The sequence below is a fragment of the Rheinheimera mangrovi genome (assembly GCF_003990335.1).
Lineage (GTDB): Bacteria > Pseudomonadota > Gammaproteobacteria > Enterobacterales > Alteromonadaceae > Pararheinheimera > Pararheinheimera mangrovi.
The window spans coordinates 1,290,779-1,305,189 of the sequence record NZ_CP034683.1 but is presented as its reverse complement, the minus strand read 5'-3'; the positions used below and the strand labels follow the sequence as shown (position 1 = coordinate 1,305,189).

15 protein-coding genes are annotated in these 14,411 nt (G+C 44.0%); 7 read left to right on the top strand and 8 right to left on the bottom strand.

The features are described 5' to 3' along the window. Nucleotides 1-73: 73 nt before the first annotated feature. On the top strand, nucleotides 74-1,081 hold the full coding sequence (locus EK374_RS05900) for an isocitrate dehydrogenase (protein WP_127021037.1): 1,008 nt from the start codon (nucleotides 74-76) through the stop codon (nucleotides 1,079-1,081). Between the two features lie 124 nt (nucleotides 1,082-1,205). Next, nucleotides 1,206-1,850, top strand: a complete 645-nt coding sequence (locus EK374_RS05895; protein ID WP_127021033.1) for a glutathione S-transferase family protein — start codon at nucleotides 1,206-1,208, stop codon at nucleotides 1,848-1,850. Between the two features lie 69 nt (nucleotides 1,851-1,919). Here the strand turns inward: EK374_RS05895 and rlmM are convergent, their stop codons facing one another. The 6 genes from rlmM to mutY form a co-directional block, all read right to left on the bottom strand. Beyond that, entirely contained in the window at nucleotides 1,920-2,990 is a 1,071-nt protein-coding gene (gene rlmM, locus EK374_RS05890) for a 23S rRNA (cytidine(2498)-2'-O)-methyltransferase RlmM (protein ID WP_127021031.1), read from the bottom strand. 1 nt (nucleotide 2,991) lies between these two features. Continuing rightward, the gene (locus EK374_RS05885; RefSeq protein ID WP_127021029.1) at nucleotides 2,992-3,378 is read right to left on the bottom strand and encodes a DUF423 domain-containing protein; all 387 of its coding nucleotides are present in this window, start codon (nucleotides 3,376-3,378) and stop codon (nucleotides 2,992-2,994) included. Beyond that, complete coding sequence (locus tag EK374_RS05880; RefSeq protein WP_127021028.1) at nucleotides 3,356-3,985, bottom strand: alpha/beta fold hydrolase; 630 nt, start codon at nucleotides 3,983-3,985, stop codon at nucleotides 3,356-3,358. Before EK374_RS05880 ends, EK374_RS05885 begins: the two co-directional genes overlap by 23 nt. Before the next feature lie 3 nt (nucleotides 3,986-3,988). Then, the gene (locus EK374_RS05875; protein WP_127021026.1) at nucleotides 3,989-4,921 is read right to left on the bottom strand and encodes a transcriptional regulator GcvA; all 933 of its coding nucleotides are present in this window, start codon (nucleotides 4,919-4,921) and stop codon (nucleotides 3,989-3,991) included. 105 nt (nucleotides 4,922-5,026) lie between these two features. Then, entirely contained in the window at nucleotides 5,027-5,299 is a 273-nt protein-coding gene (locus EK374_RS05870) for an oxidative damage protection protein (RefSeq protein ID WP_127021024.1), read from the bottom strand. 62 nt (nucleotides 5,300-5,361) lie between these two features. Beyond that, nucleotides 5,362-6,387 (bottom strand): A/G-specific adenine glycosylase, encoded by a 1,026-nt coding sequence (mutY, locus tag EK374_RS05865; protein WP_127021022.1) that lies wholly within the window; start codon nucleotides 6,385-6,387, stop codon nucleotides 5,362-5,364. Between the two features lie 174 nt (nucleotides 6,388-6,561). Here mutY and trmB point away from each other — a divergent pair, with 174 nt between their 5' ends. Genes trmB through EK374_RS05850 form a run of 3 tightly spaced genes read left to right on the top strand, consistent with a single transcriptional unit; the run spans nucleotide 6,562 to nucleotide 8,632 of the window. Then, entirely contained in the window at nucleotides 6,562-7,296 is a 735-nt protein-coding gene (gene trmB, locus EK374_RS05860; protein ID WP_127021020.1) for a tRNA (guanosine(46)-N7)-methyltransferase TrmB, read from the top strand. 1 nt (nucleotide 7,297) lies between these two features. Continuing rightward, a complete protein-coding gene (locus EK374_RS05855; RefSeq protein ID WP_127021018.1) occupies nucleotides 7,298-8,326 on the top strand; it encodes a class I SAM-dependent methyltransferase in 1,029 nt (342 codons plus the stop codon). A gap of 12 nt (nucleotides 8,327-8,338) precedes the next feature. Further along, entirely contained in the window at nucleotides 8,339-8,632 is a 294-nt protein-coding gene (locus EK374_RS05850) for a hypothetical protein (RefSeq protein WP_127021016.1), read from the top strand. Between the two features lie 9 nt (nucleotides 8,633-8,641). On the opposite strand, the gene EK374_RS05845 is transcribed toward EK374_RS05850, so the two are convergent. After that, entirely contained in the window at nucleotides 8,642-9,037 is a 396-nt protein-coding gene (locus tag EK374_RS05845) for a DUF3293 domain-containing protein (RefSeq protein ID WP_127021014.1), read from the bottom strand. Between the two features lie 142 nt (nucleotides 9,038-9,179). On the opposite strand from EK374_RS05845, the gene EK374_RS05840 reads away from it, so the two are divergent. Next, nucleotides 9,180-10,793 carry a HAMP domain-containing sensor histidine kinase gene (locus EK374_RS05840; protein ID WP_127021012.1) on the top strand — a complete coding sequence of 538 codons (1,614 nt, stop codon included), beginning with the start codon at nucleotides 9,180-9,182 and terminating at the stop codon, nucleotides 10,791-10,793. A 186-nt stretch (nucleotides 10,794-10,979) separates the two neighbouring features. Continuing rightward, nucleotides 10,980-11,687 carry a two-component system response regulator ArcA gene (arcA, locus tag EK374_RS05835; RefSeq protein ID WP_127021010.1) on the top strand — a complete coding sequence of 236 codons (708 nt, stop codon included), beginning with the start codon at nucleotides 10,980-10,982 and terminating at the stop codon, nucleotides 11,685-11,687. 160 nt (nucleotides 11,688-11,847) lie between these two features. Here the strand turns inward: arcA and EK374_RS05830 are convergent, their stop codons facing one another. Beyond that, nucleotides 11,848-14,133 (bottom strand): ATP-binding protein, encoded by a 2,286-nt coding sequence (locus EK374_RS05830; protein ID WP_127021008.1) that lies wholly within the window; start codon nucleotides 14,131-14,133, stop codon nucleotides 11,848-11,850. Nucleotides 14,134-14,411: the final 278 nt, after the last annotated feature.

Sequence of the window (14,411 nt, the reverse complement as noted above, 5' to 3'; positions counted from 1 at the left end):
AAGAATGTATAAAATTCAGCTTTGTGTTTAGTACAACCAATCCATGTCGCATTAAAAGTTATAAAGGAACGTTATGAGTTCACAAACTATTACGGTCATCAAAGGTGATGGCATAGGTCCAAGCATAGTCGAAGCCGCTATCCAGGTTCTGGATAAAGTAGGCTGTAACTTTAACTATGAATATGTTGAAGCTGGCTTAACGGCGCTGGAAACTACTGGTGAATTGCTGCCACAGACCACGCTGGACGCTATTGCCCGTAACAAAATCACTTTAAAAGGCCCGTTAACTACGCCTGTAGGCGAAGGTTTCACTTCAATTAACGTGACCTTACGTAAAAAATTCAACCTGTACTCTAACGTACGTCCGGTGATTTCGTTTAAAGGCACTAAAGCCCGCTACGAAAATATCGACATTATTACAGTACGTGAAAACACTGAAGGTATGTACTCAGGTGCTGGCCAAATCGTGAAAAACGAAGGTGAGCTGGCAGAAGCCATGAGCGTAGTAACCCGTGAAGGTTCTGAACGTATTGTTGAGTTCGCCTTTGAACTGGCTCGTCGCGAAAACCGCAAAAAAGTAACTATCGTTCACAAAGCCAACATTCTGAAGTCTACTTCTGGCCTGTTCTTAAAAACTGCCCGTGAAGTAGCATTACGTTACCCTGATATTCAGGCCAGCGAGATGATCGTTGATAACGCTTGTATGCAGCTGGTGATGAACCCACAACAGTTTGATGTAATAGTTACCACCAACCTGTTTGGCGATATTTTATCTGACTTATGTGCTGGTTTAGTCGGTGGTTTAGGTATGGCGCCAGGCGCTAATATCGGCAAAGACTGCGCTATTTTTGAAGCAGTGCACGGCAGCGCGCCAGACATTGCAGGCAAAAACCTGGCCAACCCAAGCTCAGTGATTTTAGCTTCTATCCAGATGCTGGAGTATTTGGGCATGAAAGATAAAGCAGAAAAAATTCTGGCCGCATTAACTGATGTGATTGCATCAGGTGACCGCACCACCCGCGACTTAGGTGGCAGCCACGGCACTACAGACTTTACAGCTGCCATGCTGGAACGTCTGTAAGCACGTTGAAAACCGCCTCAGGGCGGTTTTTTTATATCTGCGACTGGTTCAATTTAGAAAACTGCGCAGAGAGTTCAGCTTAGATTTTGTGATTAACACTTTTTAATTTCGGGGAGTTATATCGATGTACCAGTTGTACTATTCACCAAGCACCGCCAGCATGGCGCCCCATATTCTGTTGGAAGAACTATCTGTACCTTATGAGCTGGTATTAACAGACACAGCAACAGGCTCACATAAAAAAGCTGACTATCTGGCGTTAAACCCTAATGGCACTATTCCAACCTTAGTCGATCAGGGTCAGGTTGTTTTTGAAACTGCAGCTATTTGCCTGCATCTAGTCGACTGCCATCCAGAAAAGAACTTATTCCCAGCCCCCGGCACTCTTCAACGCGCCGAAGCTTACAAATGGCTGATTTGGTTATCTGCCACCTTACAAAGCACTTTAGTAGTGTATTTTTATCCAGAGCGCTGGGTAAGTTCGGAGCAAACCACAGCAGATGTAAAACGTCATGCCCAGCAAAAAGCCCAAGGCTTGCTGGAACAAATGGACAAACATTTAGCCAGCCATTGCAGCCCATGGTTTTTAGGTGAAGAGTTTTCACTAATAGATATTTACGCCATGATGTTATGCCGCTGGACCCGTCACTTCGACGATAAAAAAGCCCGCGATTACCCTTTTATAGCCCTCTGGGTACAAAAAGTATTAGCCCGCCCCGCGGTGCAAAAAGTGATGGATTATGATGGCTTAGTTAAGCCTTATGTTTGATGGGTTATCAGCTTGTTCAGAGAGCAGTGTTTGCACTGCTCTCTGTAATTTGAATTTTAATCAGCTGATTTAAAACTTACGCACATGCACTGTCACTTCCTCGCGGTCGTGGTACAAGTGTTTGGCCTGAAACTCTACATCCAGCCCTGCTTCGTCTAACTTTTGCTGCATCATCTCCAGCACTTCAACCACAGTTTCGTAGCGCTTTTTCATTGGCAGTTTCAGGTTAAAAATACTTTCCTGACACCACTCGTTGATCAGCCAATCACAAACCAACTGCCCCACACGCTGAGGTTTTTCAATCATGTCGCAGACCAGCCAGTACACGTTTTTCTTATCTGGGCTGAATTTAAAACCATCGACCTGAAAGTGTTTGACCTGGCCAGTGTCCATTAAAGACTGCGCCATCATGCCGTTGTCTATAGCAGTCACCATCATACTGCGTTTGACCAACTGATAAGTCCAGCCACCTGGGCAAGCGCCTAAATCCACAGCTCTCATACCAGAGGTTAAACGGCTATCCCATTCGTCTTTTGGAATAAACTGAATAAATGCTTCTTCCAGCTTTAACGTACTACGACTGGGTGCATCAGATGGAAACTTCAGCCGCATAATGCCGTTTTCCAGCGGGCTGTTATTCTCAGGGTAAGAAATACCCAAATAAGCGCTGCTACCGGATAACAGAAATAAATGCAGTACAGCGGCACGGGAGTTTTCTTTTTGCAGTAAGACGCCTGCTTTACGCAACGATTGACGCAGCGGCACTGTGAGCTTACGCGCTAAAGTCGATAAAGTTTTGCCATCATTGGTTTCAGGGTATTCCACTCTGATCTCACCAAAGGCCGATAACTCTGCAGCCAAAGCCGATTCAACCACTGTAGTGATGCGATCAGCCGGGTTTAATTGCAGTAAATCCTCCACCAGCAAAAACCATTGGCGGGCAAAAATTAAGTTCGTAAAGTCATAGTCACGGTAAAACGCAGCCAAAGCATCACTGTCATAGGCTTCAAAAATGACAAAAGCTGCGTCTTTGCTCAGTTTGCAAAAACCAAACACTCCTTGCTGCGACGCTTTATCCTGAATTTCGCCAGCACATTCTTTTTCAAAACCTGAACGGCAATACAACAAAAGTTGCTTCATGTTATTTCCTGATCCAAGGGCTGATGGCTAAAGCCAGCCAGCTTAAAATTAGCAACTGCCCACCCAAAGGCGCCAAAGCTGAAAAATGTAAAGGCAGCTTAAATACACCAGCTACCAGAGTATAAACAAATAACCAAAGCCCTATTTGCATGGCGCAAGCGCAGATGCGGCTTAACCATGGGCTTTGTTGTTGCAGCTTGTCAAAGGCCGATAAGGCCAATAAAGCCACGGCATGAAAAGCTAAAATAAAACCCGCACTTAACAGCACAGCCAGTTGGTCTGTAGCTATAGTGCCACGCCATAAATGCATTAATGCAGCGGCAGAACCGACAGTCACTGCGCCATAAAATGCCGCTAAGCTGCTGTTAATTTTCCAGAATACATTCATTAATAAAGCTCCTGCTGATATTAGCCGCTTGTGCAATAAGCTGCTGTTGGCTAAAACCTGATTTCTTGAGTGGCGAAAAATCATGATCGCCACTTTGTAGCCACTTTATATCTAGCAAAGGCCAGCTTTTTCCTGCCAGCTCATCACTGCTGCCAAAAGGATCACGCTCTCCTTGCAGCACTAATACAGGCCTTTTTAAATCGACAAAATGTTCTGTTCGCCAACTATCTTTTTTCGGCGGATGAAAAGGATAACCAAAAGCTATCCCCGCCTTCACTTGCGTTGGTACCAAGTCAGATGCAGCAAGCAGAGTGGCAACACGGCCGCCCATTGACTTACCTGCAATAACTAAAGGTAAATCTGTTGGCATCAGCTGTATCTGTTCTAGCAGTTCAGCCATTAATACCGGCATTTTTGGTGGCAATTGTCTTGTACCTGCCAGCGTCTTTTGCATATAAGCAAAGTTAAAACCCCAGACTTCGATATGCTGCTTAGCCAGTTGCTCTGCCAAAAGCGTACAAAACTCTGATTGCACCGGAGCACCAGCGCCATGAGATAACAGCAATCTGGCAACAGGCTTGGTGCATAAGGCTAATTGCTCTGGCATCAATTAATCCGGCGTCGAATTATTAAAATGTTGTTCAGCAAAATCCTGCTGATCCAGCTCAACTTGTTTCGCCATCCACTGTCTGAAAGCGACAATTTTACCAAGCTCAGTCTGATTCTCACGGCATACCAGATAATGCGAGTCTTTACTCAGCAATACATGGTGAAACGGCACTATTAATCGGCCTGAGTTAATATCGGGCCTTGCCATTACGTTGTGCGCTAACGCCACACCCTGACCATGTATAGCCGCCTGCAACACCATAGCTGTATGCGAAAAAATGGGCCCCTGATTCACATTAAAGTTTTTAATACCCTGACTAACAAACCAGTCTTTCCAGGCCTGACGTGAACCGTCGTGCAACAGGGTATGGTGGCGTAAATCCGCTACATCTTTTAGTGGTTTGCTGCCGTTTAATAACAAAGGTGAACAGACCGGCAGCAGATATTCAGTGTGCAGTTTGTCGGCATGTAAATTACGCCAGTTGCCACGGCCATAATAAATCGCCACGTCGACATCGTCTGTTAACGAACCTTCGTCTGAGTCGACCGCTTTAATCCGTACATCTATATCGGAATGCTCTTCACTAAATAAACTTAAACGTGGCACCAGCCACTGAATGGCAAAACTTGGCTGCAAGCTTACTGTGAGCGAGCCTTTTGCACCCCGGGCCAATAACTTTTCAGTCGCTTCATGCAGCTGCAAAAAAATTTCTTTAATGTCTAAAAAGAAACTCTGACCTTCTTCAGTTAACAGCAAAGAGCGGTTTTTTCGCATAAACAGCTTTAAGCCTAAATGGTCTTCCAGCGCTTTGATCTGGTGACTAATAGCAGCCTGAGTTACAAACATCTCTTCAGCCGCTTTGGTAAAACTCAAATGACGGGCCGCAGTTTCAAAAGCCTTTAACGCATTTAATGGGGGTAAGCGCCGAGCCATAGTCCGCGACCTCAGAAATGACAGGTATTTAATTAATTTTTCTAATGCGAATTATAAAGAAAGGCAGTGAACTGCACCAGAAGCAGTTCACTCTATCCGAAAGATTTAATTGGCTTTAGGTACGTAACCTTCGATCTGTACTTCTTTGCCTTCAAATAAAAATTGCTGCATCTGCTCTTCCAGCAATTTACGATGTTCCAGATTCATCATATTCAGCTTTTTTTCGTTGATCAGCATAATTTGTTTCGACTGCCATAAAGCCCAGGCTTCTTTGCTGATACTGTCGAAGATTTTTTTGCCAAGCTCCCCCGGGTACAGCTGAAAATCTAAACCTGCTGCTTCTTTTTGCAAATAAACACAAAATACCTGACGGGACATTCTTCACCTCAATGCTTAGCTTTTAAAAAGGCCGATATTGTAAACGACTTCATCGCAAGCAGTTAGCTTTTATTCAGCCAGTTTTTTTCAATCCAGCTGCGGATAGGGGCTGGTAAGCCAATCTCCATCACCTGCTCTTTGTTATACCAACTGCTGCCTGCAGGCTCGGATACACCTGACACCGGATGCCAAACCGAAGCATCTAACTTGTAATGCGAAAACACATGTTGAAATTGGCCTTGCAGTTTGGCTTGCGACAAAGCTTCTGCCCTTTCATCTACCTGGGGTAAAGACCATAAATCCGCCCAAATTCCGGAATCCGGCCTTTTTTGCAGCAAGAGTTTATTGTCTTGTTCTATCCACAAAAAATGCCCTGCTTTGGTTGGAGTGGTCTTCTTAGGTTTAGCAGTTGGCAGCTCTGCTACCCTGCCTGTATTAAAAGCCACACACTGTGTTTGAAGCGGGCAACTTAAACAGTCAGCTTGCTTGGGTTTGCAAACCGTAGCGCCTAAGTCCAGCAGAGCCTGAGCAAAACGCCTGTTGTTTTGTTTTGGCGTTAATAAATCGGCCAAAGCCCACAACTTTTTATCCACTGCAGAAGTGGTTGGCACACCTTCTATACCAAATAAACGGCAGAATAAACGTCTTACATTGCCATCCACTATAGGGCCATAAGCATCGTAGGCAAAAGAGCGGATAGCCCCAGCTGTATAACGGCCTATACCAGGAATGGTTAATAAGTCTTTTAATTCAAAAGGAAACTCGCCTAAATCATGCACTATGTATTTAGCGGCTTTATGCAAATTACGGGCTCTGGCGTAATAACCTAAGCCCTGCCATAACGCCATGACAGTGTCGGTGTCCGCTGCAGCTAACGCATGAATATCAGGCAGTTTTTGCATCCAGCGCTGAAAATACGGGATCACTGTAGTGACCTGAGTTTGCTGCAACATCAGTTCGCTGACCATCACTCTGTAAGGGCTGGGGTCTTGTTGCCAGGGCAAGGCATTACGGCCATCGGTTTTTTGCCAGTCGACCACAGTATCAGCAAAAAGATCAGGGCAAGTTAAATACTCAGAAGTTAGCACTGCTATCACTACTCAGGTTCAATAATTCAAAACGATGTATAGCCTAGCATTTTTGCTGTTTTTGTTGAATCAAGATTAGCGGTTGAGCATTAGCGACAGAACAAGGATAATACGCTCCGCATTCGATAGCACTTAATGCAGCAGCAGGCTGCATCACATTTTTTGGAGACCAAGATGACCCACCCGGAACAACCAAACACAGAGCCACAGGACGATGAGCTTCAGGAAAACAAATACCTGCGCCGTATCCGTAGCTTTGTTTTAAGGGAAGGTCGTCTGACCAAAGGCCAGCAGCGCAGTTTAGATTTATTCTGGCCAACTATGGGTCTTGAACATCAGGCCACGCCTTACGATATGAATGCCGTGTTTGGCCGTGAAGCCGACTTAGTGCTGGAAATTGGTTTTGGTATGGGCAAATCTTTAGTGCAAATGGCTAAAGCCGCGCCGGATAAAGACTTTATTGGTATCGAAGTACATAAACCAGGTGTAGGCGCTTGTTTAGGTGAAGCCGAAACTGAAGGCGTTAAAAACCTGCGGGTGTTTGAACACGATGCCATCGAAATTTTAAATGACTCTATTGCCGACAACAGCTTAAGCACAGTACAGCTGTTTTTCCCTGATCCATGGCATAAAAAACGTCACCATAAAAGACGTATAGTGCAGGCTGAGTTTGCCCAGTTATTACGCCGTAAGTTAAAAATCGGTGGCGTATTTCATATGGCAACTGACTGGGAAAACTATGCTGAACATATGCTGGAAGTGATGAAAGTTGCCGAAGGTTACAGCAACCTGTCAGAAACCAATGACTATGTGCCACGCCCTGATCATAGACCTCTGACTAAATTCGAAAACCGTGGTGTCAATTTAGGCCATGGCGTTTGGGATTTAATGTTCAGGAAGGAAAGTTAATATGTTGGACAATACCAGTCAGCTGTTGCTGCGCAATATTGATTTTTTATCAGGCAAAGTGCTACTGGTAGAGCCTGTGGCCGACCGTCTGGCCGCTGAATTAAAACAAAAAGCACCAGAGCTGGAGCTGTTTTGTTTAACCTCAAACATAGCTGTTGCTAATAACTGGCAGCAGCAAAGCAAAAGCCCTTGTTATTTAGGCGATGCTTTGCCAGCAGATTTAACTGTCGACAAAGTGGTGCTGTTTTATCCGAAGAGCAAAGATCAGCTGCAAAGCTCTTTAGCCCAAATTAAAACAGTATTAAACGATAAAACCGAAGTCTATCTGGTTGGCGATAACAAAGGTGGAATTAAGAGCTTAGGGAATCAGGCTGAAAAGCTTGGGTTAAAAGCTTTTAAACATGACAATGCCAAACACTGCTTATGGTTTGAATTGGATGGTTTGTTACAAAGCGAGCTAAAAGCCACTGAGTTTCATCAGTTTAGTATCGAAAAAGCAGGGATTAGCTTAAAGCTGTGTTCACTGCCAGGCGTGTTTAACCATGGCAAACTGGATTTGGGCACTAATTTATTGTTGGAACATTTAGACCATATCCAACAAGGTAAAGTACTGGACTTTGCTTGTGGTGCTGGTTTTATTGGGGCCTTTTTAGTCAAAAAACACCCTGAAATTAAACTGACTGCATCGGACGTCAGCACTTTAGCGGTCAGTTCTACAGCGGCCACTTTAAAAGCCAACAAGCTGCCTGGCGAAACCATAGCTGCTGATGGTATTCCGTCGCGCAGCGCAGCTTATGACCATATTGTCAGCAATCCACCTTTCCATACAGGTTTAAAAACCGACTACCATATTAGTGAGCAGTTTTTCCGTGATGCTTTTAATGAGTTAAAACCAGGTGGTACTTTGACTTTAGTGGCTAACGTACATTTGCCTTATGTGGCTCTGTTAACTGAAATTTTTGGTCAGGTAAAAGAACTTGGTCGTCGTGACGGTTTTGTGGTTTATTATTGTAAAAAGAACCACAAATAAAAGGATGTACTGATGAGACAGTTATGGGTCGTGATAGCTACTTTAACTTTTAGCACCGCAACTCTGGCTGACTGTATTCAATCACCGGAACGTATTCTGGCCTGTCCTCATCAGATCTACCGTTTAGGCCAACTGGACAACATGGCAAAACCTGCCATGTTGTGTATCTGTGTAGCTGATTTTAAAGAGTTTCTGACAGTGCCTGCAGACGCAGATGAAGCGCATAAACAAAAGATAAAACGTCTGAAACTTGAATACGCTTTGGGCCAGAAAATAGAGCCAATACTACAGGTTCTGAAAGACTAGCTGTTGCTATCAGCTCAACACTATCTGGCGTGGATGAAACTCTCCCAAATATTCCTCATCCTGCTGCAATAAGGCCGGCACCAAAAATAACTTACCCTGTTCAACCCAATAAATAGCGTTTTGTTCAAACATAATAGCAAGCTTTACAGCTTTGCTTTTATCACAAAGCACGGCCCAGCTTTTTTCCTGGAACCGCAAATCTGGCGAACACCCCACTATTTCACGGTAAGGAACGTTCATGCTATCGAGGGTATTGGCGAAATGAGTGTCGAGTAATAAATTTCTGGAGGGGGTTTGCAGATGTCCGCAAGGATTTTGTGCACTGATGATAGCAAAGTTAATTTGGTCACCCAGAGGTTGATGGCACAAAAAAACACTCGTTTTGTAGTTATCCCATAAGTCCATGGTTTGTCCTCCGCATCACAAGTGCGACAACTATAAACCTGTTTTATTTTTTTGTCAGTGGCCTCACTGGTGAAAGTTTGCAAATGCGTGTAACTTCAATATTATAGCTTCAATAACAGATTGACGGATGGCGGAAGTATTGATGGGTCCAGCGTTAAAAGCGAGTTCAATCAAAGGTGCGTTGATATGGGTTGTAATGCTGATATGCAGCATCACACTTTGTATTTCATTAACCATAGCCACCTTGCAGGATATTAAAGCTGAGAAGAAAAATCTGTCTGAACAACTGCACTCTTATGCTGCCATTATTGCCTTTAACGCTGTAGGTTCCATCGAAATTGATGACTCAGAAGTAGAAGACAGACGTCTGGCGTCTTTTGCTGCTGAATCACGTCTGCATAACATTCACATTTATAAATTGCAGGAAAACGGCGAATTGAATTTTTTCGCCAGTTACAACAGAAGAGATGTTGGCCCCTATCCCACTCAGTTTAATAAAGTAGAGCAGTATCAAAACGCCACCATAGGAGATGGGGTGATGGAGCTGACTAAAAAAATAGAATCAGATGGTAAATTAATAGGTTATGTCTATATTCGAGCCAGCCTGGATGAACTAAGCCGTTATGTACAAAACCGGGTATTGTTCGATATTTTAATTGCACTCTGTTCTTTAATTGGTGCTTTTATTATCGCCAACAGACTACAACGGCGCTTTACTCAGCCACTGTATAGCTTATTAACACTGGTGCAAAAAGTATCCAAAGAAAAAGACTATCAAATTCGGGTGCCTCCCATGGAAATCACCGAGTTCCATAATCTTGGTCGCGCAGTAAATACCATGCTGGACAGAACTGAGCAGCAAATCACTAAACTACGTAGTGCCGAAAGTGAAATACGCCAGTTGAACCAGGATTTAGAACAAAAAATCAATGACAGGACACAGGCCCTGAAAACCTCAAATCAGGACTTACTCAATACCTTATCTACTTTGCACCAGTATCAGAATCAAATCGTTGAAACCGAAAAAATGGCCAGTTTAGGTCAGATGGTTGCTGGTGTAGCTCATGAAGTGAATACACCTATAGGCCTTGGTGTTACAGCTTCAACCTTAATGCAGGATAAGCTGGCTGAAATACAAAAAGCTTTTGACGACAAGAAGTTAACATCTAATCAGTTGGCAAAGTTTTTGAGTGACAGCGCCGAAAACCTGGGCATTATTTACCGTAATCTTGAGCGTGCCGCTAACCTTATCCGTAGCTTCAAACAAGTTGCAGTCGATCAATCCAACGACAACAGAAGATACTTCAATATGCACCAGTTGCTGAATGAAGTGCTGCTGTCACTGCGCCCGAACCTGAAAAAAACTCAACACCAGGTGGTGCTGCACTGCGATGAACACCTTGAACTGGAGAGTAAACCAGGACCAATCAGTCAGATTTTAATAAACCTTATTATGAACAGCCTTATTCATGCTTTTGAACATATAGAACAAGGCACCATGACTATCAGCGTCACCTTAGCTCATAGCCGCTGTTACCTGCACTATCAGGATAATGGCGCTGGTGTGCCTGAGAATATTAAAAAACGTATATTTGATCCCTTTGTTACTACGAAAAGAGGTGAAGGCGGCAGTGGCCTGGGTATGCATTTAGTCTATAACCTAGTAACTCAGGCTTTAAACGGGAAAATTCAGCTGGAGAGCTCTCTGGATCATGGTATTGATATCCAAATCGATTTTCCTGTGATCCCTAAATAGCATAATGTTTATAAACAACGAGATGTTTTTCAACGACTTACATTAGGCAACACTAATTGTTAACAAATACACTTGTTAACAAAATCTCTGGTCTATATAATTGTGCAGGCAATGACCAAAGGTCACACTCTTTCTAAAAATATACAAATCAAATACTTAACTACGTTCACATAAGGTTTAAGCATAATGCAGACCCCTGTTATTCTGATTGTTGAAGATGAAGAAGTAACACGACTGAATCTGGTCAGCCTGTTTGAAGGCGAAGGCTATGATGTGGTTGAAGCAGTGAATGGTGAAGAAATGAACCAAAAACTGGCTGAACACAAAGTCAATTTGATTGTTATGGATATCAATCTACCTGGTAAAAACGGCCTGATATTGGCACGTGAATTACGCCAGAAAGAAAACGTAGGTCTGATTTTTCTGACCGGACGAGACAGTGAAGTCGATCGCATTTTAGGTCTGGAAATTGGCGCTGACGATTACCTGACCAAACCTTTTAACCCGCGTGAACTGACTATTCGTGCCCGCAACCTGTTAAACCGCACCGTATCTCAACCTGTAGTGGAAGAGCATAAAAGTGTTGTGAAATTTAATGGTTGGGTGTTGGATGAAAACAGCCGCAATCTGACATCTCCTGAAGGAGAATCACGTCGTTTACCTAAAGGTGAATACCGTGCCTTACGTTTAATGCTGGACAGCCCGGGTAAAATCTTCACCCGTGAACAACTGATCCGTCATATGACAGGTCGCGAGCTCAGAGCAAACGACAGAACTGTTGATGTCACCATTCGCCGTATCCGTAAGCATTTTGAATCTGACGTAGAAAGCCCAGAGCTGATCAGCACCATTCACGGTGAAGGTTACCGCTTCGTTGGTAAATTAGAGAAATAATCCCGTAGGGGCGGGTCTTGTACCCGCCCGTCTCAAATTCCAATCCGATGCCGGATAGGGTTTATCGCCGCCCTTCTAATGATACCGCGCTACAGACGGACGGGCAGGGGCAAGCCCCTACAACCTGGCCTTCTATAATTCCAATAAGATGTTTGACGGGTCAAACCCAGGCTTCGATATATTCCTCAAGAGCGGCCAAATGCCGCTCTATTGTTATGTGGAAATTGATTAACTGTTTTTCCATGCCCTGCAGTTCAGTTGCTTGCTCCATTAATTTTGCCTGATGTTGCACCCACAATAATCCGACAGAAGCAGCTGCGCCCTTCAGCTTATGTGCCGCCTCCTGAAACTCATTGATGTCCTGCTGTACTGCCGTTTCCATCATCTTATTGATGTAACCCGGTAACAACTGCACAAACAACTGTACGCTGCGTAACATGGTCACTTTGCCTAGCGATTGCAGATAATCGTCTAGCGTTTGTTGGTCAAGAATTTGCTGATCATGAGCTTTTGCAGCTGAGACCTCTTTCGGCGCCGGAGCACCGAACAACTGGTGTAAAATCTGATCCAGCATGCTGGTATTAATAGGCTTAGCCAGAGCCCCATCCACCCGAACATCTCTTAACTGCTGCTCAGCCTTACGCACGTTTGCACTTAATACCACTATAGGTAGTTTGGCTAACGCAGATTCAGCACGAATAAATCGTGCGACCTGATCGCCAGACATATCCGGGAGCTGCATATCCAAAAGCACCAGATCTATATCGTCTTCAGTATCAAGCAGGGCCAACGCATCTTCGCCTGTTTCCGCCAGAATCACTTGATGCCCCCGTTGCTCAAGCAAATTAATAGCAATTTCAGCATTCAATGGCACATCTTCAACCAGCAAGACAGTTAAAGCTGGATACACAACCTGCGGCACTGCGACAGGAGCGGAGGTCAGTTGTGCAGGCAAAGACACAATAAAAATACTGCCCTTACCCACAGTGCTTTCAAGTTTGATATGACCGGACATCGCTTCAACTAAGGCCCGCGATACAGATAAACCTATGCCCGAGCCAACAATACTTAAACGCCTGCCGTCGCTGGATTTATAGTACATATCAAAAATGCGTTGCTGCTCAGCTTCGATAATACCTATCCCGGTATCAGTGACACTGAAACTAAGTTCTGGTGGATTATCAGTGCTTAAAGAAACCCCAAGCTGCACAGAACCACGGGCTGTGAATTTCACTGCGTTATTAATTAAGTTCCATAACACCTGCCGCACCCTGGTAGGGTCCAGACGAACATACAGCTGATCAGGTACTGCTTCAGGTTCAATAAAGGTTAAACCTTTTTGCTGACAGATTAAGTGGGCAAAATTACAGATATCATGCACAAAGTCGCAAAGCTGTACCGACTGATAAACAATGTCTAAATCTTGTCGGTCAATTTTATCTAAGTCGATAATATCATTAAAAATATTACCTAGCGTTTCAGCACTGCTAAAAATGGTGTTACTCCAGCTCCGCTGCTCTGTCGATAAAGGGCTTTCCAACAGACGCCGGGTTAACCCTACTATGCCGTTTAATGGCGTGCGCAGTTCATGGCTTAAGGTGGCGATAAACTTACCTTTATCCTGATAAGCTTTTTCCAATGCCTGTTCAGCGAGTTTACGGGAGGTGATATCCCGGCCAAACCCAAGCAAGCCAATATAGCGGCCTTGTTTATCAAAAAATGGTACTTTGCGCATTTCAAACCACAACGTGCGGCCATCAGGTGTCTGATAATCCACATCTAATGTCAGTTCTTCACGGCTGGCGGAGATTTCCTGATCGGTTAAAATAGCGATAGGAGTGGATTCAGCATCATAGAGTTCGGCCGGATAATGGCCTATCAACTCTTTCGCCGATTTCCCCATTATGACTTCAAACATCTTATTACAGCTGACAAAGCGACCAGTTTCATCGCGGTAGTAGAATAAATCAGGCGAGCTGTCGACTATAGAACGGATTAATAAACTTTGTTCTTCCAGCTCTTGCTGGGTTTTGCGGCGCTCAGTAATTTCACGCCTTAACTCATCTACAGCACGGCGTTTCGCCTGAAAGGCCTTTTTCCGTTCTTCAATTTCAAAGTTCAGTTGGCGAATGGTTTCCTGCATATTCTGATTCAGCAACTTTTCCTGCCGTATCGAATCCTGCAAATAAAATAGCGCTTCATCCAGATGACGGACTAAATAAAAACCGCTGAGTAAAAAGGCCGGAGTTATAGAGGCAGAAAACAGCAAAGCCCCCAACACCATAGGCCAAAGCACCATATCGTGTAACAACAGGCTATATAAACCGCTAATTACACCGGTGAAGGCCTGTAATAAAATAAAACAAAGGCAAAAACACTGTAACCAGCCCCATTGTTTTAAAAATCCAGCCAGACGCCTGACTAACGGGTGAACACTTCGTTGCATTATCTGCCTTTGGGGATCAATTTATTACAACATGGGCAAAAGCCCAGATTTCAGTGTTGATTACAGTGAAACAAGTCTGCCAGATCCAGACCTTGATTGTCCTGTTAAATTTTGCAGCCTTTAGCACCAAAATAGGTAAAAACAGCCATTCTGAGCACTTTTTAAACAACCATCAGTTTTACTCACGAAGATTGATTGACAGAAGATGGCTGAGCGGTTAAATCTTTAAACAGTCTGAAATTAATCATCAGTAAAGTAATATGCTAAAAAAAGCGGTT